The sequence below is a fragment of the Aequorivita todarodis genome, assembly GCF_028561335.1.
Lineage (GTDB): Bacteria > Bacteroidota > Bacteroidia > Flavobacteriales > Flavobacteriaceae > Aequorivita > Aequorivita todarodis.
In genome coordinates, this window is the sequence record NZ_JAQQTG010000007.1 from 46,239 (window position 1) to 65,892 (window position 19,654).

The window sequence follows — 19,654 nt, forward strand, 5'->3', positions numbered from 1 at the left end:
ATTCCACATAATTTTATGATTGATATTCACAATTTCGATTTTCTTATTGGCAAATGGAATGTGTTAAACCGACGTTTAAATGAACGTTTAGCCGATTGTGATGAATGGACTGAATTCACTGCCGAAATGGAAACCAATCCAATTTTGAATGGTTTAGGAATTATGGACGAAATGAAATCAGCGCATTTTGGCGATAACTTTATTGGCCTCAGCATCCGGATTTTAAATCCAGTTTCCCATGAATGGAAAATCTTTTGGGCAGATACTGCAAACCCAGAAATTGGTTTGAAAAAACAAGTTGTTGGAAAATTTGAAAATGGTGTTGGAAAATTTTTCGGGAAAGAAGATTACAAAGGAAAGGAATACAATTTAAGGTTTTTTTGGAAAAAGGAAACCGCAGACACAGCACAATGGGAACAAGCGTATTATAATGAAGCAAACCAAGTGTGGGAAACAAATTGGACCATGCTTTTTACTTCAATAAAAAACTGAAAACTGCTTACTGAGATTTAGCTTCGTTCCAAAAAACGTCCATCTCGGTCAGCGTCATATCTTTTAAGGATTTGTTCATCTCCGCGGCTTTGCTTTCCAAATACTGAAAACGTTTGATGAATTTTTTATTAGTTCGCTCCAATGCGTTTTCGGGATTTACCTTTAAGAATCTTGCGTAGTTTATCATAGAGAAAAGTACATCGCCAAATTCGGCTTCTATCTTTTCTTGGTTGTTTGCGTTCACTTCGTGCTGCAGCTCGCCCAACTCTTCCTGCAATTTTTCAAAAACCTGTTGCGGTTCTTCCCAGTCAAAACCCACTCCGGCAACTTTTTCTTGAATTCTACTGGCCTTAACCAAAGCAGGCAACGATTTTGGCACGCCTTCCAAAACGCTTTTTTTACCTTCCTTCAACTTTAAGTTTTCCCAATTTCGTTTTACTTCTTCTTCGTCAGCCACCTTTACGTCGCCATAAATATGTGGGTGTCGTGAGATCAATTTTTCACAAATATCGTTGCATACATCAGCAACATCGAAAGCGTTTGTTTCACTGCCTATTTTGGCATAAAAAACAATGTGAAGTAAAACATCGCCCAATTCCTTTTTTACCTCGTTTAAATCATTGTCAAGAATAGCATCGCCCAACTCGTAAGTTTCCTCAATGGTCAAATGCCGAAGTGTTTCCATGGTTTGTTTTTTGTCCCACGGACATTGCTCGCGCAGCTCGTCCATAATGGTCAAAAGTCTGTCGAAGGCTTTAAGTTGGTCTTTTCGGGAATTTTTCATTGTTTCTTATTTCTTGTTATGAATTTTGAACCTGTTACCCTGAGCGCAGGCTAAGGGTTGAATTTAAACGGAAAAAACAAAAAAATCCCGAAAGTTTCGAAACCTGCGGGATTTATATTATTCTATTGCAACAAAATTCTATGTTTTTCGCGAAGCGGCATTTTTTGTTGCCCCTCCTTTTTTGGTTGAAGATGCCTTTGGAACATTTGTTTTTGTAACACTGGCTTTATTGGGCTTAGCGGCTATTTTTTCAACAGGGTTTTTATCCGTCGCAGTAGCTCCTTCGGGGGTTTGGGGGCTTTCCTCTTTGGCTTCGGAAAAGTCAGTCAAGCCATTTTTCACAAGAAGGTTATACCATTGCACCACTTTTTTAATATCGCTTGCATACACGCGGTCTTCATCATAATCTGGCATTACGCCGAAGAAAAATTCCTCAAGCTCCTCTTTTGAAGCTTTATGGCTTATGGTTTCCTTTCCCTCTGCTTTCTCAGCAATTTTCTGGAATACCTCGCGCAGCGGCACTTCTTCCGTTAGGGTGTAAACCGCTATTTCCGAAAGCAGGCTCACATTTTGGCGGCCGCTTACGTTTATGGTTTTCCCATCTAAAAGCGATTCAGCCAGAAAGCCAGTACGGGTTTGGGTTTTTAATTTGTAAAGTCCGGGTTTGCCGGTAATGGAAAGCACTTTTTCTAAGCTCATAAAATACTTTTAAAATGTTTTAACAGATACAAATATCCTTGGTTTGGTTTATATATACAAGCGCCTTAACGTTTCTTTTTTGCATTGGGAAATTTCATGCGGTAATCCACACTTACGTTTCCTTTTGAAATATTGGCCAACTTGCTTTTTATCAGTCTTTTCTTCAACGGTGAAAGCTTGTCGGTAAAAAGGATTCCTTCAATATGGTCGTATTCATGCTGGATAATCCGCGCCACGATTCCGCTGAAAGATTCTTTGTGCTTTTTGAAGTTTTCGTCTTCATATTCCATAACAATTTCAGGCTGGCGGAAAATATCCTCCCGAACCTCGGGAATGCTCAAGCAACCTTCGTTGAAAGCCCATTCGTCGCCGGTTTCATCAAGAATTCGGGCATTTATGAAAACTCGTTTAAAGGTAGCAACGAATTTCCGCTCTTCCTCACTTAGGTCTTCATCATCTTCAAACGGGGTAGCATCCACAATAAAAAGACGGATGGGCAGATTTACCTGCGGTGCGGCAAGGCCAATGCCTCGTGCTTCGTACATGGTCTCGAACATATTTTCGAGCACTTTATCCAAGTTTGGGTAATCTTTCGTTATCTCTTCGGTTTCCTTTCTTAAAACGGGGTCGCCGTAGGCTACAATCGGTAAAATCATTGTTTATTTTCTATTATTATTTTTTATTGTTGTTTGAGATTTTATGGATACTTTGGAATCTATTGTTTCTATCGTTCCAAATTTTTTAAATCATTTGCACGGGATAAATCGCGAGACTACCTCTTTCCTCTATTTATTATAAAGATATTCCTGAAGAATTATCGTCGCACTAATTTCATCAACCAACGCCTTGTTCTGTCGTTGTTTCCTTTTCAGGCCGCTATCGATCATGGTTTGGAACGCCATTTTGCTGGTATAACGCTCATCAACGCGCTTCACTTCTAAGTCGGGAAAGACTTCGGAAAATTTCTTCAAAAATTGCTGAATTTCCGCTTCAATATTGGAATGGGTTCCATCCTTCTGTTTTGGTTCGCCTACCAATATTAGTTCCACTTTTTCCGAAGCGATATATTTTTTCAAGAAATCCATCAATTCGGCAGTAGCCACCGTCGTTAAACCCGAAGCAATAAGCTGCAGCTCGTCCGTAATGGCGATGCCCGTGCGCTTGCTGCCGTAATCCAGTGCTAAAATCCGTCCCATACCGGCTGCAAAAATAAGCGTTTCGGAAATAGTATGCTAAAAATGGGGCGTTAATTGGGATGGAGGTTTTATATTTGTATAACAGGAAACAGGACTAAAGGGAAACAGGACGAGTCTGTCGTGGTTGTTTGTCTGGGTTCTTGGTTCCCGTTCGTCTTGATTCCAAAAATAATATGACCGAACTACAACAAACCATAGAAAAAGCCTGGGAAGACCGTTCCCTACTCACTGAAACCGAAACCATCGTCGCCATTCGCGAAGTGGTAAACCTTTGCGATGAAGGCACACTGCGGTGCGCCGAACCAACTGCTGACGGTTGGCGGATAAACGAATGGGTAAAAAAGGCAATCGTGCTCTACTTCCCCATCCAAAAAATGAAGACTTTGGAAGTGGGTATTTTCGAATATCACGATAAGATTCCCTTAAAATCTGGCTACGAAGCTAAGGGCATTCGCGTAGTACCACACGCGGTTGCGCGCCATGGCGCATATATTTCCAAGGGTGTAATCCTGATGCCAAGCTACGTAAACATTGGTGCCTACGTAGATGAAGGCACCATGGTGGACACGTGGGCCACGGTAGGCAGTTGCGCGCAGATTGGCAAAAACGTACACCTTAGCGGGGGCGTGGGCATTGGCGGCGTATTGGAACCCTTACAGGCAGCGCCCGTAATTATTGAAGATGGTGCTTTTATAGGTTCCCGTTGCATCGTTGTTGAAGGCGTTCGCGTGGGCAAGGAAGCCGTTTTGGGTGCCAATGTGGTGCTTACGGCTTCCACTAAAATAATTGATGTTACGGGTGAAAATCCAGTGGAAGTTAAAGGTTTCGTCCCCGAACGCTCGGTGGTCATTCCCGGAAGCTATACCAAAAAATTCCCCGCAGGCGACTACCAAGTGCCGTGCGCGCTGATTATTGGGGTTCGAAAGGAAAGTACCAATCTTAAAACTTCCTTGAATGATGCTTTGCGGGAGTATGGGGTGGCGGTTTAGTCCAGTCGCAGTTTTCAGTCGCAGTTTTCAGTTGCGGTGTTCAGTTGCAGTTTTCAGTTGCGGCGTTCAGTGGGAGTTGGTATTCTTCTTTTTTCTTATGCTGTTTGGGATTCATTGAAGCTTTTTTTGTTCAATTGGATTTAGTTATGCCTCTAACGGGTCCGGGACGGTTTGGGAGGGGTAAATTTGTATATTTGAAGTTAAAAATATAATGTGGGTGGATGCTGCTGTTGCATTTATCTGTATATTGGTGGTAATGCAAGAAATATAGACCTCCAAGAAACATTAGTCCAACTTGACAATTTATAGTAAATTAAACGAGTGAAAAAAAAAGAAAATATAGAACTCGATTTCTTAATTGATAAGCTGACAAATTCCATTGAAAATGTAGTAACTGGCGATAGTTTTCAAACCGTTGTTTCCTTGGTTTCTAAAAACGACCTAAAAGCTGTAACGAAAAAAAACAATTGGCTTTTCGACTGGAAATTTGAGCACAGGCAACCTGAAAGAGAGGTTTACAAATTGACGATTTCCGGAAATCCAACTGTAATCCAAGGACTAATGTGCTTGGAAATAAAAACAGACCACGTTTATATGCACTTGGTCGAAAATGCGCCGTTCAATAGAGGGAGTGAAAAAATGTATGCAGGTGTTCCTGGAAACCTTGTAGCCTTTGCTTGCAGACTGTCATTCCAACGAGGCAACGAAGGAAACGTATCTTTTCTATCAAAGTCACAACTGATAGAATATTACGAAAAAACTCTTGGTGCAAGACATTTTGGTGGACGTGTGATGATAATCGAAACCAAGTCTGCAATAAAATTGATAGACAGATATTTTAAAAATTTGGATTTATGAAAAAGAAAATAAAAGAACCTGACTTCATAGGAGGACAAGGTCCATTGACAAAAGAAGAAGAAATGGAGTTGCAAAAATACTTTACCGAAAAGAAAATGAAACTATCGGAACGGAAAACAAAAAAAGCAAACTCTACAAAAAAGAAAAGACCCTCAACGGCTGAATAAATGCACTACCGCCAACAAACTATAACCGTTACCGCCGCCGCAACTTCTTGCTATTGACCTTTTTCTGAAAAGCCCTGCTATGCTTCAATATCAGTGTATGGGTTTCTTCAAAACTTTTCCCATAAAGCACGGCATATTCCTGCGCCATAATTTTCACCATTGTCCTTGAAAGCCACAACCTGCGGAAGTTGTGCATGCGCTTTTCAAAGTCCATCGGTTCAAAACGCATACGGTTCAAGTCTATCAAATAGAATTCGTAGCTATCGTTACCATTGTCCACAATCAACGTATTTCCCGGCGAATGGTCCAAAAAGTTCACCCCGTTTTCGTGAAGTTTAAAAGTGAATCGGGTAAACTGTCTCAATATTTCGTTGCGCTTCTTAAACCTCGGGTTGTGTATCAATTCCCGGAAATCAAAATCGTAATCAATGTGTTCGCTTATGTAGAAACTCTCCCGCAATCCGCCCGAAAATGTTTCCAAATACGCCACGGGAAAAGGTGTTTTTATTCCAAAACCGATCAATTTTGAGGCGTATTCAAAAGAGCGCTTCGCCTTACTTTTCCGAAGAAATTGATACACCAGGGCCTGAAAAGCATTCGGCGTCCTAAACTTTTTGATGTTGAAGGAAGTTCCCTCAAGCTGCACCATTTTTATCACATTGCGCTCGCCTTGGGTCACATATTCCCCTCTTACGGAAAAATTGTGCAGCACCTCCCTCAGGGTTTCGGCCAAGTGGGAATATTTTGGATTGATAACAAAATTCTCGCGCATTTATAAAAAAATACTTTTAAAAAAGGTATTTTGCGAAGGTAATCCATTAAAATTCTTGTCCCAACCCTAAAGGTAGGAATTTTAAAAACGGCAATATTTCCCCCTTTAGGGGGCAGGGGGTTATCCTAAGTTTTGCGAAAGCAAGTTTTATGAAGAAAATACTCGTAATACAAAACAAAAGAATTGGCGATGTGCTCATCAGCTCGGTCATTGCCAATAATATAAAGAAGGTTTTTCCCAAAAGCGAAGTAACCTATTTTGTATATGAATACACCGCGGGTGTTCTGGAAAACAATCCAAACATCGACCGTATTATTTCGGTAAAGGAAAAGGAACTAAAGAGCTATGCCAAGCTTTTTCAGACCATTTCCAGAATAAAAAAAGAGGAGTACGACATTATTTTTGATCCGTATTCCAAATTGCAAAGCAGGCTGATCTGTCTTTTTTCCGGTGCCGAATACCGAATTGGTCTAAAACGCGCCCATAAGGATTTGAAGCTTCCCTTCTACACCCACCCCATAAGCCATTTGAAACACCGCACCAAAAACTGCGGCAAGGCAATTGAGGATAGAATCAATATGATTGCCTCGGTTTTTGAGCTGAAAGAGCCCGAATACGCCCCGAAAATATTCTTGACGGAAGTAGAAAAACAATACAACAGAATCGATTCCCTGCAAAAACCCGTAATTATGCTGGGTATTTTGGGCAGTACGCCCCAAAAATCCATGCCCTATACCTATATGGTTGAAATTATAGACTACATCACTGAAAACCATCTTGGTACTGTTCTTTTCAATTATGCTCCCAATCAAAAAGAAGAAGCGCAGAAGGTTTATGAAATGTGCAAAAACAAAAACCGGATAAACCTCGACATATACGAAGACTCCATCCGTGGATTTATAAAACTTATGAACAAATGCGACCTCTTGGTTTCAAACGAAGGGGGAAGCGTTCACATTACCAAAGCATTGGATAAACCAACATTTACAATTTATTCGCCATATGTAAATAAAGAACACTGGTGCAGTTTTGAGGATGGCGACCATCACGATTCCATACATTTATTGGAAGAAAAACCCGACCTTTTCAGCAGTTTCACTTTGGAAGAACGAAGAACCATTGAAGAAGACCCAAATTCGCTCTACAAAGAACTGACGCCAGAAATGATCCTCTCAAAACTAAAACCCTTTTTGGAGCATCACCTCGCAGGATTTTCTTCCTAATTTTTTAGCGTTTCTTCCTTTGTAAGACTTACGGGATTTTTAGCCTTAACGATACCGTATTCTGTCCAAACGCGTTTTTCCTGCTTGGTAACTTTTCGGATGGCTTTGTTTTTCACAAACATTTCCTTGGTAACATAGCCGCGCTCGTGGTCCAAATGGAGCGTTACGGTACTATATCTAATTTGTTGCGGCCTTATTCCGTAGTTCATAAGGCGCTCGCCCATTTCGCGGTCTTCGCCACCGTATTGCATGCGTTCGTCAAAACCGTTCACTGCCAGTATATCCTTACGCCAACCCGAAGCATTGTTACCGTCCCAAGTGGCGCTTGTTGGGGTAAAATTATTCAGAATATCCTCCTTTAGGCCATAGGAAGTAAGTTTGTTGATCTTAAAAGTTTTTTTCAGGCCGTGTTTCAAGAGCCATTTCGCATTGAAACACCGCTGGGTTTCAATATCGTCTTTAGTTATCTGTTTAGAGATTTTCATGGAAAGCTTAAAATAACCTGCCGAAAGAAAACATCCCGGACGGCTCAGCCCCAAATGTGTTGAAACCAAATCGTTCCGCGGAATACAGTCGCCATCGGTAAAAATAAGATACTCCCCTTTTGAAGCAAGGATGGCCTTGTTGAGTATTTTCGTTTTCTGAAAACCGTGGTCTTCCTGCCAAACGTGGGTGATATTTAAAAACGAATTTTCCTTAAAGGAGTCTATCAGCCTTTTCGTTTCTTCCGTAGAACCGTCATCGGCTATTATTATTTCGAAATTCTTTTCCAATTGCTGCTCAAAACCCCAAAGTGCTTTTTGGAGCCAATCGGGTTGATTGTAGGTGCTCACGATAACGGAAACATAGGGTGTGGCATCTGTGTTTTTCACAATTCCGTAGGGCGTCCACTTCTTTTTTTGATCGCGGGTTTGTCTGCGAATGGCCAGATTTTTTTCTATGGACTGCTGGTTTTTGTAGCCGCGGGGATGGTCCAAATGCAGCACCACCGCATTGTAGCGAATCTGCTTGCTTTTTATGCCCAAGTTGGTCAAGCGCTCTCCAAGTTCGCGATCCTGCCCGCCGTATTGCATGCGTTCGTCAAACCCGTTTATGGCCAAAATATCCTTTTTCCACCCTGAAGCGTTATGGCCGTTCCAACTGGCGTTTGTGGGTGTGAGCGCATTCAAAAGATATGCCTTAAAAGGGCCCGAATGGAGTTTGTTGTTTTTAAACGACGGTTTTAAGCCGTGTTTTTTTAGCCATTTTAGGTCAAAACATCTTTCAGTATAGATATCTTCCTTGGTGATTTTTTCTGAAATATCCATTGGCAGCATAAAATAGCCTCCCGAGAGAAAGTAGCCCTCCTCTCTGTATTTTACGTGTTGCTCCACAAAATCCTTCCGAGGAATACAGTCGCCGTCGCTCATTATAATATATTCAGTACTGCACTGCTGAATGGCCTTATTGAGTATCTGCGATTTCTGAAACCCCTTGTCTTCCTGCCAAACATGGACTATCGGGTAAAAGACCTCGGCTTCCATCCTTTTGAGCAACTGCCGTGTTGCGTCATTGGAACCGTCGTCTGCAATTACCACTTCAAACTGCCTATAGGTTTGATTGTTATAGCCATACAGCACTTTTTCCAGCCATTCCGTGGCATTGTAGGTGCTTATGATTATGGAAGTGTCCAGTTGTTTCATCGGTACAAAGATAAAGTTATTTACCCAGTTGGCTCAGGAAACAAAAAGTTGTAATTTCGAAAAAAAGATAGACCACGAATTCACGAATATTTTTCAGTTACAATCATTCGTGCATTCATGGCAGAAAAATGATCAAACTCACCGTAATCATACCCACATTTAATGAAGAAGCCTACATTGAAGATGCGCTTTTTTCCGTCGCATTTGCCGATGAAATAATCGTGGTTGATTCCTTCAGTACCGATAAAACTCCGGAAATAGCCAAAAAATACGCCACCAAATTCCTCCAGCGAAAGTTCGATAATTTCTCAAACCAAAAAAACTTCGCCCTAAAAGAGGCAACTGGCGATTGGGTTCTCTTTGTGGATGCCGACGAACGCGTTACGCATTCATTGGAAGCCGAAATTAAGGAAACCCTCCAAAATCCAAAACACGGCGGCTATAAAATAAACTTCCCACATTTTTATATGAATCGCTTTTTGTACCATCACAGCGATGATGTTCTGCGGTTGGTAAAACGCGAAGGTGCAGTATTTTCCGGCACCGTTCACGAAAAACTACATTGCGAGGGAAGTATCGGGAAACTTAAGAACAAAATGCTCCATTTTACCTACAAAGGTTTGGAAAACTATATTTCGAAAAAGGAATCCTATGCGTGGTTTCAGGCGCAGCAGCAATTTGATAAAGGCAAAAAGACCACCTGGTTTCACTTATTATTTAAACCCAGCTATCGCTTTTTCCGTTCTTTCATTTTAAAAGGCGGTTTCCGCGATGGAGTTCCAGGAATGACCGTTGCAGCCGTTAACGCTTATGGTGTTTTTGAACGGTATGTGAAGTTGATGTTGTTGCATAAAAAATCCCGCTAACTCCCAAAAAGGGGAATTCCACTATTGTGAAAAAGGAAAAAACTCCAAAAGAAGTTTTTTATTAAGTCTGAGTAAGTGTTTCCCCTTTGGGGGCGGAGGGGGCTAATTCCCCCTTCGGGGGTTAGGGGGCTTAGAACAGTTTCCCAAACCGAATCTTCTGTCTAAACTTCAACAATGAAAACTCTCCCTTCACATCAATACGCTCTATTTCGAAAGGTTTTTTAAACGGAAAGCGGTTTATTCGGTTGCCAATCCGCAAACCGTATTGTATTCCGTTATTTGAAAGTAACTTTTTGAAAATTTTATTTCGGGTTTTCTCTTTCGGGAACTTGCCATACGGATATGCCAGAACGGGCGAAAAATTCAAGTTGTTTTCCGAAACGAATTCCACGCAACGCCGGGTATCGGCTTCAATTTCAGCATTGGAAAGTTCGGTGTATTTTTTATGGTAATAGGAATGAAAACCGAGTTCCACAATTTTAGGATCAAGGGATTTCAACTGCTCCAAAGTCATTATTTTTAGGGAAGAAGTATTCCAGCTATCTGTTTTCCCAAGAAAATCAAGCGGGACAAAAAAAGTGGCTTTCAGTTTGTATTTTTTTAGCAAGGGAAGCGCGAGTTCTTTTTGGCTGACGTAGCCATCATCAAAAGTGATGACAATATTTTTACCTTTTGGCAATTGCTTCATTTGCAACAATTCTTTTAAGTGATAGGTTTTGTAACCGTTTTCAGCCAAATGTTTGAATTGCTTTTCAAGCTTTTCCACAGAAATAGTCAAGTCCTTTCCCGCTTCAACGGTAACGTGATGGTACATTAAAATTGGCAGTTTCGTCATAACAGTTTTCAAATTTATACCTGTAAAATTATTACTTTTACGCAAACTACAGCCCATATTTGGAAAACCCCGTAAAAATTACCGCCCTTGCCATCACGCTCAACGAGGCACACAATATTGAGGCTTATCTAAAAAGCCTCTGGTTTGCGGATGAAATTGTGATCGTGGATTCCTTTTCTACAGATGAAACGGTGGCATTGGCCTCAAAACACGAAAAGGTTACGGTTTACCAACGTACCTTCGATAATTTTTCAGCACAAAAAAACTTTGCCATTTCAAAAGCGAATAACGATTGGGTTACCTTTTTTGATCTGGATGAAGTCATAACTGCTGATTTGGCAAAGGAAATTGTTGCAAAATCCAATGACCCAAAAGCAGTGGCCTATTTTGTAAAACGCGACTTTTATTTTATGGGGAAACGCATAAAATACAGCGGCTTACAGAATGATTACGTCGTGCGTTTTTTCAATAAAAACCATTGCAAATACAACGCAAATCTGGTGCACGAAACCTTGGAAGTTGATGGCAAAAGCGAAAATTTAAAAAACACCTTGCCGCACCATACCTATAAATCCTTTGACGAATACACTGCAAAAGCACACCGTTACAGCGCATTGCAGGCAGAAATGCTCTATAAAAAGGGAACGAAGCCGAACTATTACCATTTTCTTTTCCGCCCCTTTTACCGTTTTTGGAATCAGTTTATTTTTAGATTGGGAATTTTGGACGGCAAGGAAGGTTTTGTTCTGGCCTATGTGAGTGCCTTTTCGGTGTTTAAGCGATATGTGAATCTTTGGCTGCTGTATCGAAAGATTGAGTAATAATACCCTTTAAAAACTACCAATATAGAATTATGATTTTATCCATTTTATTAAGCCTCATCCTAATTGCACTTGGAATAATTCATTTTAACTGGGCTATTGGAGGAAAATTCGGGTTTGCTGAATCGTTACCTACCAACGAAAATGGGGAAAGAGTATTAAACCCCAGGAAAATAGACAGTGCCATAGTTGGCATTGGACTAACAACTTTCGGGATTTTCTATAGTATGAAATCTGGCTTGATAGACTACCATCCACCAGAATGGATTATAAATTTTGGAGGTTGGTTAATTCCAGCAATTTTCATACTAAGAGCAATCGGTGAGTTTAACTACGTCGGGTTTTTTAAAACCGTAAAAAATACAGCTTTTGGAAAGCTCGACACCAGATTATTCTCGCCTTTATGTCTGTTAATTGGAATACTTGGGATAATAATTCAGCTTAAGTATTAAAGGACAGTATTTACGTCATTAATGCCAAATTATGCGACCCCCGACGGGGTCGTACCCACGTAATGAAAATCCTTTCTATAAATAACTTAGAACCCTTCGGGTTCTTTTTTTGCTACAAATATTTATCAATGCCCTTTTCGCACCATTTGCTTTTTTCGGCAAGTGCCTTTTCCTGCAATGTATCGTTAATTTCAAACCGACTTTGGTCTTTTACCTTGTGCCAAATGTGATAAACAATCCCGCGGTAACGAAGCCTTCTGCCCAAAACGCCATTGTGCATCATTCGAATAATCAATTCCGAATCCTCTCTGCCCCAGCCTTCAAATTCTTCATTATACCCGTTTACGGCAATCACATCTTTTTTCCAAAAGGAAACGTTGCACCCGCGCATTTTGTCCGAAACTTGGTCGGTGGTCTTGTAAAGACTGCTTAAAGCAGGAACGCGAAGGCTCCGGGTGCGCTTTTTGATGCCTTTATCAAAAAAGTTGAATTTTATTTTTTGTGAAGCGAATAACTTTGGAAGGAATTTTTCCTGAATATTCACCCGGCTCCCAAAAAGATACACATTGGGTTGCGCCAAGGCTTTATGGTCCCTTACAAAATCCTTGTGCATAATGCAATCGCCATCTACTTGAATAATGTAGTCGCTCTTTGCGGCAGCGATGGCTTTATTCAGAATAATTGCTTTTCGAAAACCTTTGTCCTCGTGCCAAAAATGGTGAATCGGCACTATTAATTTCTTTTTAAAATCTTCAATTAAGGTTTTTGTATCTTCGGAAGAACCGTCATCAGCAATGAGAACTTCGTCTGGTTTTTCAGTTTGGTTTTTCAAACTCAAAAGCACCAATTCCAATGCTTCGGGCCAATTATATGTTGAAATTAATAAGGAAGTCTTCATTTAAAAAGGTGTTTAAAATACTGCCCAATGTTCTTTTTAAAAAGAAAAAATGACGACGGATGCAACTCCGGTTTCGCGTTCAGTTGTCTCTTTATTTCATCCATGTCTTTTGAACCAATATAATCCAGGGTCTTCCAACCTTCGGGCTGCAAGTAGAAAAAGTCCTGCATTTCCTTGTAATTATCCTTGTTCACCGAACGCCATTTTTCAACGTACTTTTCAATATCAAAATCCTTGGAATGGCCCCAATTGGTAAGCTTGGTCATCAAATCCTTTTCACTGCGCGAGATGCATTCGTGCATCAAAAGATTGTCCGTATAAATAATGCGTTTTCTATTTTGGCGCGCAAAAGTGTATTTAGGATAATTGGTTGCCAGCAAAACCTTGGTCGGATTGTCAACATACAGCAGCCCATCATCGGTGTATTTATACATATTTATCAGAAAACCTGCAATCTGAACTGGCGTTTTCTGAGGGTTTTTCAAAAAGCGGTCGTACTTGCGCAGCGTTTTTACAAACCCTTTAAAATCTATAAAATATTCGTCGGCATCTACTTGCACTAACCAGTTGCCAAGACCCATTTTCTCCGAAAGCAGGGTACGTTCCCGGGTTTCGTTTTCACTGGGGGAAAGTTCCGGAACATAAAAATCCTCTTTATATATCTGTATTTTATTATCGGTATCAAATTCTTTCAACCATTCGTAAAAAGATGGTAAAACCTCAAACCGTTCGCCAGACCAAGTTCGGTATTCCTTATCCTCTGCGATAAAGATGGCATCGGCATCGTCATAAACCGGGGGAATGGCCTTTTTAAGGTTTTCATAGTCATAGGAAAGCAAAAACCCAACGTGTATTCTTTTCATCTGTTCAAAATATTTGAGGAGGCGGAATGCTTCAACTGCGCTCTGCACAGGAATGGAAGGCCCAGTTTGTTCATCATCGATTGGTTTTCAAAATTGTTCGTGCGCATTCCATAGATTAATTTTTACAAATATAGTTTAAGTCATATTAATACCTATTTTTGTACATACAATCCCGTAAAATGCCCGAATTAACCGTAATTATGCCCGTTTATAACGGAGAACTTTTTTTAGAGGAAGCTATAGAAAGTATCTTAGGCCAAACGTTCTCCAATTTCTCGTTAATTATTGTTAATGATAACTCTACTGATACTACCCAGAAGATTATTGATAAGTATATCAGTCTTGACAAGAGGGTTCAAAGTATAACCAATAACACCAATTTTGGACCCGCCAAATCCCGTAATCTTGCAATAGATGCTGCAGATACAGAGTTTATAGCCTTGATGGATGCTGATGACAGGGCAGTGGCCACGCGGTTGGAAAAACAATTGGACTATTTAAAAACCCATTTAGAGGTAGGGGTTTGTGGCTCTTGGTTCACATTTTTTGGAAAAGAAAATAAAGTGGTAAAGCACGATACGGACCACGATAGGATTAAAGTGGGTTTTTTAAGAAGCTGTACCATTGGCAATCCTACCGTAATGTTGCGGAAATCGAGCTTGGGCAATTTACGGTTTGACGAAAGCATGAAAATCGCAGAGGATTATTCCTTATGGAGCCAATTGATCGCAAATACAAAATTCCACAACATTCCAGAGTCCTTATTGTTTTATAGATGGCATTCGGATAATATGAGCCAGACCAAGATTGAGAATTTAGAAACCTCTGAATTTTCAATTAAGGCCAAACAATTGGAAAATCTCGGAATTCACCCCAATAATCCCGATTTGGAATATTATGTCCATGCGGTTTCATTAAAAAGAAATCAGCCAACAGAATCAATCATAAAAACCATAAAAGCTGCCAATAAACTCAAAGAAAGCAACAAAGAGATTCAATATTACAACCAAACCATTTTTGAGAACCATATAGATAAGACCATAGTTAGAACTATTAGGAATGCCAAAAACAATAACAGAGACTTTTACAAATACGTAAAAAAGGAATCTGGCTTTTTTTCTAAAATCCCAAAATTGGATGCCGCAATTTTCTTTTTAAAATCCTTTTTCAATTAAAGCTATGAAAACGCCACTTATAAGCATTATCGTGCCCTGTTATAATGTTGAAAAATATATTGACAAATCATTTGAAAGCATAAAAAACCAATCCTATGGAAATTGGGAATGTATCGCGGTCAATGACGGAAGTACGGATAATACTGAACGGAAAATAAAGCAATGGACACAGCGAGAGCCGAGATTTAGATTAATTTCCCAAGAAAACACCGGGCCGTCCGGGGCAAGAAACGCGGGTTTGAAGGATGCTTCGGGCGACTGCATATTTTTTTTCGATTCAGATGATTTATTGGATGCGGACTGCTTAAACAGTCTTGTAAGTCTATATCAGCCATCAATTGATATCGTTATTGGAAAAAATGCCGAAGTTCTAAATCAAACCACGGACATCATAAAAACCTTGGAGCACTACCCAATTACCGATAAAGTATTAAGCGATCAGGATTTTTTGGAACTGTCGTTAAGATCTCCAATTAGTGTTGTGGCCTGGAACAAATTATACAGCAGAGAATTTATTGATTCGAACAGCTTGACTTTTAAGGATGGAATAATCCACGAAGATGAACTATGGTTTTTTGAAATAATGCATTTAGCCAAAAAGATTATTTTCAATTCAAAAGTGACCTACTACTATAATATTGGCAATCAAAATTCAATAACCAAAACATACAATTTAAATAATCTGGATAATTATCTACAAGTTGTCGCGCATATTTTCACCGACCATTATGCCACCGAAAGGAATGATAAAAAGAAATTAATGGTAGGAACCTATATCCTTAACCAGCAGATTATGATAATATCCGGCTTTTTCAGGTTTTTGAAAAAAAACAAGGTCCCTTATAAAGCTGAAGGGGTTTCTCTGATAAAAAAGCACCTCCAGAGGTATCCGATCAATGATTTTTTCCATCTTAGCGATAAAAAATCAAAACTATACCAGATCTTTATAAAATATGGTAAGGTAAATCCCGAAACTGCTTTTAAACTAATGAGAAATACGGACAAAAGAAATATATTAAAGTTTTTTGAAAATATTTTTTTAAAATATCAATCAAGAAACGCGATAAAAAATCTTTAAAATTGAAGAGGACAACCCCTTAAATACGTAGTATGCACATTTTAATAGTAGATTGGTCGGGCCCAATTCCCGCGCTAAAATACGGCGGGACGGAACGCGTTATTTGGGGGCTAGGCAAATGTCTCCACGAACTTGGCCACAAAGTTACTTTTTTGGTGCCCGATGGCTTTACGGGCGATTTTGCCGAAAGTATCCCGCTGGACCAAACCAAGGATCTAAATGACCAAATTCCCGAAGATGTGGACGTGGTCCATCTCAACTATCCTCCCCATCAACCCATCCATAAGCCTTATATTATAACGATGCACGGCAATCCATGGCCAGACGAGCACATAGACCCTAACACCGTTTTTATTTCAAGAAACCAAGCGGAGCGCCATAATTCTGATGTGTTTGTACACAACGGTTTGTATTGGGACGACTATGGCACTCCCAATTTAGACAAGCCCCGCACCTATTTTCATTTCTTGGGAAAGGCTTCCCGAAGGGTGAAAAACGTATTCGGCGCCGCAAAAATCGTTTTAAAAGCCAAAGGAAAGCTGATGGTTATGGGCGGGGAACGATGGAACTCCAGAAATTTCACACGGGGGTTCAAGTATATTTTCAATCCAAATATTACCTTTTTGGGAATGCTGGACGATGCCGAAAAAATGAAGGTTATGGAAAAATCGAAAGCGTTGGTCTTTCCGGTGGAATGGCACGAGCCCTTTGGTTTGGTAATTATTGAAAGCCTTTATGCGGGTTGCGCCGTGTTTTGCACCACAAACGGTTCGCTGCCTGAACTTTTAAGTCCCGAAGTTGGCATGGCCTCCAATGATTCCGATGCATTGGCGGAAGCCCTGCGCAATTTCAAATATGACCCGCAACGCTGTAATAGCTATGCAAAGGAACATTTCAATGCAAAAAAAATGACTTTGGAATATTTAAAATTGTATAAAAAAGTAGCCAATGGCGAGAATTTGCACGCTGAAAATCCGCTTTACATACCAGAAAAGAACCAAGTAACCCCTTTGCTATGATGAAAGAAGAAATTGAAAATGCACTGCTCGTTCTAAAAAAAGGCGGCCTCATCCTCTACCCTACGGACACGGTTTGGGGAATAGGCTGTGATGCCACCAACCCAGATGCCGTTGATAAAGTTTTTCAACTGAAAAAAAGAAGCGACGAAAAATCGCTGATCTGCTTGGTGAGCGATTTTAAAATGCTGAACGAATACGTTGAAAATGTACCGGAAGTGGCGTATGATATTTTAAAATACGCAAGAAAACCCACGACCATCATTTACGATGACCCCATCCGGGTAGCAGAAAATATCATTGCCGCAGACAATTCACTGGCCATTCGCGTAACCAAGGACGAGTTCTGCAAAAAACTGATACAGCGGTTCCGCAGGCCATTGGTTTCCACATCCGCAAATATTTCGGGGGAAAAAACCCCGCAAAGCTATGCCGAAATAGACCCTTTAATTTTGGAGGGCGTGGACTATGTTGTAAATTTGCACCACGAAAAAAAATCAGGAAAACCTTCGGCGATTATTAAGTTGAAGAATGATGGAAGCGTGAAGGTGATCCGGAAGTAACTTTTGCCACGAATACACGAATGATTTTGTAGTATGTGAAATTTAGAATGTGCACTAATGTTCAAGGATTATTTTATAAACGGTGGGGATAAACGTGGAAATATTAATAGACACGAATTTTCTGTAGTAAAATTCAATAATTGTGGAAAACATAATTTATAAAGAAGAAAGTTATGCTATCGTAGGATGTTTGTTTGATGTGCATAATAATCTTGGAGGTGGATTTTCTGAAATAGTTTATAAAGATGCGCTAGAATATGAATTCAAATTAAAAAGCATTGATTACGAAAGAGAAAAAATGTATTCCGTGAAATATAAGGATATAATTTTACCTCATAAATTCTATGCTGATTTTGTGGTTATGGACAAAATTATTCTCGAAATAAAGTCTATTAAAACCTTCCACGAGAAACATTTTGCCCAATGCATAAATTATTTAAAAGTATCGGAATGTAAACTTGCATTTTTGATCAATTTTCATCGAGATTTTTTAAACTATAAAAGAATCGTACTCTAAATTTTAATAGTATTAAAAGCCACTTCAATAATTAATATTAATGCACTTTATTCAAAATAAACCTATCGAAAGTTAAAAGAGTCATACATCTATTCTGGCGTAAAAGAGATTCGTGAAAATTCTCCCTTAAGCGGAAAATTAAAAAATATTTGTGTATTTGTGGCGAAAATTATATTAGAGACAATTATTCTTTAACTACACAATTAAAGGTATTCGTGTATTTGTGGCGAAAATTATGACAAAACAAACCTACATATCCGCTTTAGAAAACCCAATCTTTAGAACCATTTCCAAAGCCGCTTCAAACTTAAATCTGGAAAGCTATGTAATTGGCGGCTACGTGCGTGATTTTCTTTTGAAACGTGGCGAAGCCAAAGACATTGATATAGTTGCAGTGGGAAGCGGAATCGAACTAGCTGAGGAGGTTTCAAAGCTCTTACCTGGAAACCCGAAAGTTTCCGTTTTTAAGACTTATGGCACTGCAATGCTAAAAAGTGGTGGCATTGAACTTGAATTTGTGGGAGCCCGAAAGGAATCCTATTCCGAGGAAAGCCGAAATCCCGCCGTTGAAAACGGTACTTTGGAAGACGACCAAAACCGAAGGGATTTTACAATAAATGCCTTGGCGCTTAGTCTGGGCGATGAAAATTTTGGCGAATTGCTCGATCCTTTCAACGGCATTGAAGATCTTCAGAAAAAAATAATCCGTACCCCCTTAGATCCAAATATTACCTATAGTGACGACCCGCTGCGGATGCTTCGCGCCATCCGGTTTGCAACGCAATTGGATTTCACTATTGAAAAAGATTCCTTGGAAGCTATTACACGAAATGCAGACCGCATAAAAATCATTTCCAAAGAACGGATTGTTGACGAATTAAACAAAATATTGCTTTCCGAAGTGCCTTCAAAGGGATTTGCCCTGTTGCACAAAACGGGCCTATTGCCCTATATTTTGCCAGAATTGGTTGCGCTGCAAGGCATTGACGAAAAAGAAGGGCAAACCCATAAAGACAATTTTTGGCATACCTTGGAAGTGGTCGATAATATTTCAAAAACCACGGACGATCTTTGGCTGCGGTGGGCGGCTTTGCTTCACGATATTGGGAAAGCGCCTACAAAAAAGTTCGATAAAAAACTGGGATGGACTTTTCACACCCACGAATTTGTGGGCGCGAAAATGGTTTACAAACTCTTCAAACGCCTCAAGATGCCTTTGAACGAAAAGATGAAGTTCGTCCAAAAAATGGTCTTGATGAGTTCCCGCCCTATCGCCCTGGCAAGCGATGTAACCGACAGTGCCGTACGCCGTTTGATTTTTGACGCCGGCGAAAACGTGGAAGATCTAATGACCCTTTGCGAAGCAGATATTACCACAAAAAACCCAAAGAAATTTAAAAAATACCACGCTAATTTTCAGTTGGTGCGCGATAAAATTGTGGAGGTTGAGGAACGCGACCATGTTCGGAATTTTCAACCGCCGGTCACCGGGGAAGAAATTATGGAAACCTTCAATTTAAAGCCCTCGCGTGAAATTGGCATTATAAAAGACGCAATTAAAGAGGCAATACTTGAGGGTGAAATTCCGAATGAATATGAAGCAGCACGGGAATTTATGTTGAAAAAGGGAAATGAATTGGGGTTAAGCCCCCAAACCCCCAAAGGGGGAAAATCGAAACTGTAGGCTCGCGATTTATCGCGTGCAAAT

The 19,654-nt window shown here is 40.1% G+C and carries 23 protein-coding genes and 1 pseudogene; 14 read left to right on the forward strand and 10 right to left on the reverse strand.

The genetic code is table 11. The features are described from left to right. The first annotated feature begins 15 nt into the window (after positions 1–15). The gene (locus tag POV26_RS03285; protein WP_272855064.1) at positions 16–492 is read left to right on the forward strand and encodes a hypothetical protein; all 477 of its coding nucleotides are present in this window, start codon (positions 16–18) and stop codon (positions 490–492) included. 7 nt (positions 493–499) lie between these two features. Here POV26_RS03285 and mazG read toward each other — a convergent pair whose 3' ends face one another. The 4 genes from mazG to ruvX form a co-directional block, all read right to left on the reverse strand. Beyond that, complete coding sequence (mazG, locus tag POV26_RS03290; protein WP_272855065.1) at positions 500–1,276, reverse strand: nucleoside triphosphate pyrophosphohydrolase; 777 nt, start codon at positions 1,274–1,276, stop codon at positions 500–502. Positions 1,277–1,414: 138 nt separating this feature from the next. Continuing rightward, the gene (locus POV26_RS03295) at positions 1,415–1,975 is read right to left on the reverse strand and encodes a DUF5606 family protein (RefSeq protein ID WP_419180003.1); all 561 of its coding nucleotides are present in this window, start codon (positions 1,973–1,975) and stop codon (positions 1,415–1,417) included. Positions 1,976–2,040: 65 nt separating this feature from the next. After that, a complete protein-coding gene (gene def / locus POV26_RS03300; RefSeq protein WP_272855066.1) occupies positions 2,041–2,631 on the reverse strand; it encodes a peptide deformylase in 591 nt (196 codons plus the stop codon). A 129-nt stretch (positions 2,632–2,760) separates the two neighbouring features. Beyond that, a complete protein-coding gene (gene ruvX, locus POV26_RS03305) occupies positions 2,761–3,171 on the reverse strand; it encodes a Holliday junction resolvase RuvX (RefSeq protein WP_272855067.1) in 411 nt (136 codons plus the stop codon). A gap of 173 nt (positions 3,172–3,344) precedes the next feature. On the opposite strand from ruvX, the gene POV26_RS03310 reads away from it, so the two are divergent. The 3 genes from POV26_RS03310 (at position 3,345) to POV26_RS03320 (ending at position 5,185) form a co-directional block, all read left to right on the forward strand. Further along, on the forward strand, positions 3,345–4,160 hold the full coding sequence (locus POV26_RS03310; RefSeq protein ID WP_272855068.1) for a 2,3,4,5-tetrahydropyridine-2,6-dicarboxylate N-succinyltransferase: 816 nt from the start codon (positions 3,345–3,347) through the stop codon (positions 4,158–4,160). A 321-nt stretch (positions 4,161–4,481) separates the two neighbouring features. Further along, a complete protein-coding gene (locus tag POV26_RS03315) occupies positions 4,482–5,018 on the forward strand; it encodes a hypothetical protein (RefSeq protein WP_272855069.1) in 537 nt (178 codons plus the stop codon). Beyond that, on the forward strand, positions 5,015–5,185 hold the full coding sequence (locus POV26_RS03320; RefSeq protein WP_272855070.1) for a hypothetical protein: 171 nt from the start codon (positions 5,015–5,017) through the stop codon (positions 5,183–5,185). The genes POV26_RS03315 and POV26_RS03320 overlap by 4 nt, the downstream gene beginning before the upstream one ends. Positions 5,186–5,213: 28 nt before the next feature. Here POV26_RS03320 and POV26_RS03325 read toward each other — a convergent pair whose 3' ends face one another. Further along, positions 5,214–5,957 carry a lipopolysaccharide kinase InaA family protein gene (locus POV26_RS03325; protein WP_272855071.1) on the reverse strand — a complete coding sequence of 248 codons (744 nt, stop codon included), beginning with the start codon at positions 5,955–5,957 and terminating at the stop codon, positions 5,214–5,216. 149 nt (positions 5,958–6,106) lie between these two features. Between POV26_RS03325 and POV26_RS03330 the strand changes: the two genes are divergently transcribed. After that, complete coding sequence (locus POV26_RS03330) at positions 6,107–7,180, forward strand: glycosyltransferase family 9 protein (protein ID WP_272855072.1); 1,074 nt, start codon at positions 6,107–6,109, stop codon at positions 7,178–7,180. Here the strand turns inward: POV26_RS03330 and POV26_RS15345 are convergent. Together POV26_RS15345 and POV26_RS15350 are read right to left on the reverse strand one after the other, a co-directional pair. Beyond that, on the reverse strand, positions 7,177–8,052 hold the full coding sequence (locus POV26_RS15345; RefSeq protein ID WP_272855134.1) for a glycosyltransferase family 2 protein: 876 nt from the start codon (positions 8,050–8,052) through the stop codon (positions 7,177–7,179). The two genes, POV26_RS03330 and POV26_RS15345, sit on opposite strands and share 4 nt — an antisense overlap. Beyond that, positions 8,047–8,862: pseudogene (locus POV26_RS15350) on the reverse strand (glycosyltransferase family 2 protein); the annotation flags it as partial. The gene POV26_RS15345 and the pseudogene POV26_RS15350, both read right to left, overlap by 6 nt. 128 nt (positions 8,863–8,990) lie before the next feature. Between POV26_RS15350 and POV26_RS03345 the strand changes: the two are divergent. After that, positions 8,991–9,728: a glycosyltransferase family 2 protein gene (locus tag POV26_RS03345; RefSeq protein ID WP_272855073.1), complete on the forward strand. Its 738-nt coding sequence runs from the start codon at positions 8,991–8,993 to the stop codon at positions 9,726–9,728. 130 nt (positions 9,729–9,858) lie between these two features. On the opposite strand, the gene POV26_RS03350 is transcribed toward POV26_RS03345, so the two are convergent. Next, positions 9,859–10,563 carry a polysaccharide deacetylase family protein gene (locus POV26_RS03350; protein WP_272855074.1) on the reverse strand — a complete coding sequence of 235 codons (705 nt, stop codon included), beginning with the start codon at positions 10,561–10,563 and terminating at the stop codon, positions 9,859–9,861. A gap of 59 nt (positions 10,564–10,622) precedes the next feature. On the opposite strand from POV26_RS03350, the gene POV26_RS03355 reads away from it, so the two are divergent. Both POV26_RS03355 and POV26_RS03360 read left to right on the forward strand, forming a co-directional pair. After that, the gene (locus POV26_RS03355; protein WP_272855075.1) at positions 10,623–11,384 is read left to right on the forward strand and encodes a glycosyltransferase family 2 protein; all 762 of its coding nucleotides are present in this window, start codon (positions 10,623–10,625) and stop codon (positions 11,382–11,384) included. A gap of 32 nt (positions 11,385–11,416) precedes the next feature. Further along, on the forward strand, positions 11,417–11,836 hold the full coding sequence (locus POV26_RS03360; RefSeq protein ID WP_272855076.1) for a DUF3995 domain-containing protein: 420 nt from the start codon (positions 11,417–11,419) through the stop codon (positions 11,834–11,836). Positions 11,837–11,948: 112 nt separating this feature from the next. Here the strand turns inward: POV26_RS03360 and POV26_RS03365 are convergent, their stop codons facing one another. Both POV26_RS03365 and POV26_RS03370 read right to left on the reverse strand, forming a co-directional pair. Continuing rightward, positions 11,949–12,734: a glycosyltransferase family 2 protein gene (locus POV26_RS03365; protein WP_272855077.1), complete on the reverse strand. Its 786-nt coding sequence runs from the start codon at positions 12,732–12,734 to the stop codon at positions 11,949–11,951. Continuing rightward, positions 12,731–13,597 carry a hypothetical protein gene (locus POV26_RS03370; RefSeq protein ID WP_272855078.1) on the reverse strand — a complete coding sequence of 289 codons (867 nt, stop codon included), beginning with the start codon at positions 13,595–13,597 and terminating at the stop codon, positions 12,731–12,733. Before POV26_RS03370 ends, POV26_RS03365 begins: the two co-directional genes overlap by 4 nt. Before the next feature lie 179 nt (positions 13,598–13,776). Between POV26_RS03370 and POV26_RS03375 the strand changes: the two genes are divergently transcribed. The 6 genes from POV26_RS03375 (at position 13,777) to POV26_RS03400 (ending at position 19,630) form a co-directional block, all read left to right on the forward strand. Then, the gene (locus tag POV26_RS03375) at positions 13,777–14,772 is read left to right on the forward strand and encodes a glycosyltransferase family 2 protein (RefSeq protein WP_272855079.1); all 996 of its coding nucleotides are present in this window, start codon (positions 13,777–13,779) and stop codon (positions 14,770–14,772) included. Positions 14,773–14,776: 4 nt separating this feature from the next. Next, complete coding sequence (locus tag POV26_RS03380) at positions 14,777–15,850, forward strand: glycosyltransferase (RefSeq protein ID WP_272855080.1); 1,074 nt, start codon at positions 14,777–14,779, stop codon at positions 15,848–15,850. Positions 15,851–15,882: 32 nt separating this feature from the next. Continuing rightward, positions 15,883–16,869, forward strand: a complete 987-nt coding sequence (locus POV26_RS03385) for a glycosyltransferase (RefSeq protein WP_272855081.1) — start codon at positions 15,883–15,885, stop codon at positions 16,867–16,869. After that, positions 16,869–17,429 (forward strand): L-threonylcarbamoyladenylate synthase, encoded by a 561-nt coding sequence (locus POV26_RS03390; protein WP_272855135.1) that lies wholly within the window; start codon positions 16,869–16,871, stop codon positions 17,427–17,429. Before POV26_RS03385 ends, POV26_RS03390 begins: the two co-directional genes overlap by 1 nt. A gap of 142 nt (positions 17,430–17,571) precedes the next feature. Then, on the forward strand, positions 17,572–17,946 hold the full coding sequence (locus POV26_RS03395; RefSeq protein WP_272855082.1) for a GxxExxY protein: 375 nt from the start codon (positions 17,572–17,574) through the stop codon (positions 17,944–17,946). A gap of 235 nt (positions 17,947–18,181) precedes the next feature. After that, positions 18,182–19,630: a CCA tRNA nucleotidyltransferase gene (locus tag POV26_RS03400; RefSeq protein WP_272855083.1), complete on the forward strand. Its 1,449-nt coding sequence runs from the start codon at positions 18,182–18,184 to the stop codon at positions 19,628–19,630. The last annotated feature ends 24 nt before the right edge of the window (positions 19,631–19,654 follow it).

Excerpts from the sequence above, each read along its gene's own strand:
- POV26_RS03370 (WP_272855078.1), bottom strand. The coding sequence starts at position 13,597 with ATGAAAAGAATACACGTTGGGTTTTTGCTTTCCTATGACTATGAAAAC.
- POV26_RS03400 (WP_272855083.1), top strand. The coding sequence starts at position 18,182 with ATGACAAAACAAACCTACATATCCGCTTTAGAAAACCCAATCTTTAGA.
- POV26_RS03325 (WP_272855071.1), bottom strand. The coding sequence starts at position 5,957 with ATGCGCGAGAATTTTGTTATCAATCCAAAATATTCCCACTTGGCCGAA.
- POV26_RS03380 (WP_272855080.1), top strand. The coding sequence starts at position 14,777 with ATGAAAACGCCACTTATAAGCATTATCGTGCCCTGTTATAATGTTGAA.
- POV26_RS03330 (WP_272855072.1), top strand. The coding sequence starts at position 6,107 with ATGAAGAAAATACTCGTAATACAAAACAAAAGAATTGGCGATGTGCTC.
- POV26_RS03285 (WP_272855064.1), top strand. The coding sequence starts at position 16 with ATGATTGATATTCACAATTTCGATTTTCTTATTGGCAAATGGAATGTG.
- POV26_RS03350 (WP_272855074.1), bottom strand. The coding sequence starts at position 10,563 with ATGACGAAACTGCCAATTTTAATGTACCATCACGTTACCGTTGAAGCG.
- POV26_RS03365 (WP_272855077.1), bottom strand. The coding sequence starts at position 12,734 with ATGAAGACTTCCTTATTAATTTCAACATATAATTGGCCCGAAGCATTG.
- def (WP_272855066.1), bottom strand. The coding sequence starts at position 2,631 with ATGATTTTACCGATTGTAGCCTACGGCGACCCCGTTTTAAGAAAGGAA.
- POV26_RS03295 (WP_419180003.1), bottom strand. The coding sequence starts at position 1,975 with ATGAGCTTAGAAAAAGTGCTTTCCATTACCGGCAAACCCGGACTTTAC.
- POV26_RS03345 (WP_272855073.1), top strand. The coding sequence starts at position 8,991 with ATGATCAAACTCACCGTAATCATACCCACATTTAATGAAGAAGCCTAC.
- POV26_RS03360 (WP_272855076.1), top strand. The coding sequence starts at position 11,417 with ATGATTTTATCCATTTTATTAAGCCTCATCCTAATTGCACTTGGAATA.
- POV26_RS03320 (WP_272855070.1), top strand. The coding sequence starts at position 5,015 with ATGAAAAAGAAAATAAAAGAACCTGACTTCATAGGAGGACAAGGTCCA.
- ruvX (WP_272855067.1), bottom strand. The coding sequence starts at position 3,171 with ATGGGACGGATTTTAGCACTGGATTACGGCAGCAAGCGCACGGGCATC.
- POV26_RS03385 (WP_272855081.1), top strand. The coding sequence starts at position 15,883 with ATGCACATTTTAATAGTAGATTGGTCGGGCCCAATTCCCGCGCTAAAA.
- mazG (WP_272855065.1), bottom strand. The coding sequence starts at position 1,276 with ATGAAAAATTCCCGAAAAGACCAACTTAAAGCCTTCGACAGACTTTTG.
- POV26_RS03390 (WP_272855135.1), top strand. The coding sequence starts at position 16,869 with ATGAAAGAAGAAATTGAAAATGCACTGCTCGTTCTAAAAAAAGGCGGC.
- POV26_RS03375 (WP_272855079.1), top strand. The coding sequence starts at position 13,777 with ATGCCCGAATTAACCGTAATTATGCCCGTTTATAACGGAGAACTTTTT.
- POV26_RS03310 (WP_272855068.1), top strand. The coding sequence starts at position 3,345 with ATGACCGAACTACAACAAACCATAGAAAAAGCCTGGGAAGACCGTTCC.